Annotated in this window: 2 protein-coding genes; both read right to left on the reverse strand. The window is 39.7% G+C overall.

Features of this window, described 5'->3' with window-relative positions; all coding sequences use genetic code 11:
* On the reverse strand, positions 1–190 hold a 190-nt coding region (locus tag A3766_RS08840; RefSeq protein WP_156508800.1), incomplete at its 3' end, for a FimV family protein.
* A 304-nt stretch (positions 191–494) separates the two neighbouring features.
* Positions 495–807: hypothetical protein (locus tag A3766_RS08845; protein WP_197479455.1), on the reverse strand; the 313-nt coding region annotated here is incomplete at its 5' end.

The following is an 807-nucleotide window of genomic DNA, read 5'->3' on the forward strand; positions in this document are numbered from 1 at the left end:
CTTCGCGCGTTGCTAGTCCAGGAAGAATTTCTTCTGCCGAGAAATCACCTGAGTTTACAAGCTCTATTTCAGCTTTTAAGGGTTGGTTAAGTGCAGACGTTACAGTCGCCTCACCAATTCCAAGAGCGAAAACAGACTCAGCAATCAATACACCGAGTAGTGATAGAGCAAAGGCCAGCTTGCGTATCATCACTTATTATCCTTTATTATTTCTAACTTAAAAAAACAGTTCACTTATCTACTACCTTATAAAACTCTTCTACTCTACTCACACAAACAGGCATAGCCCATAAAACAAGGTATACAGGTAAAGAGGATTTTTTAAACACTGTAGATTAAGAAACCGCCACATTTTATTGCTTTTATTGGAAAAAATTCTGCAATATCCAATAAAGTATTGTTTAAACAAGCAGAATTATCAACAAATCTTTGTGTTTAGATTTGTTAAGTTTAAGTTTCATAAAAATGCACAACGAATACTGAACAATTAACGATCAATACGCATACAACCTGAACCAAACAGGAAGCTTTTCAAACGAAGGCTCTCCATGCAATGGCCCAAGTACTCGAAGCGTGATAGGTAATTTGGCTTGCCCTAGGGATTTACTTAACACTGCTACCTGAACCTCACCTTTTGTACGCAACTGATCCCAAAGCACTTTGGTTGGCTTCAGTTCTTGATCTGCATAGACAACCAAATATAGCTCAGAGGCTTCTACCGACTCAATATACCGGGCTATTGCCTCCGCTTGGTTTTTCGTAACATCACCCTCGCCCATGGAAGACCCGTTAAGCCAGACACCAACT

The sequence above is a fragment of the Oleiphilus sp. HI0132 genome (genome assembly GCF_001635845.1).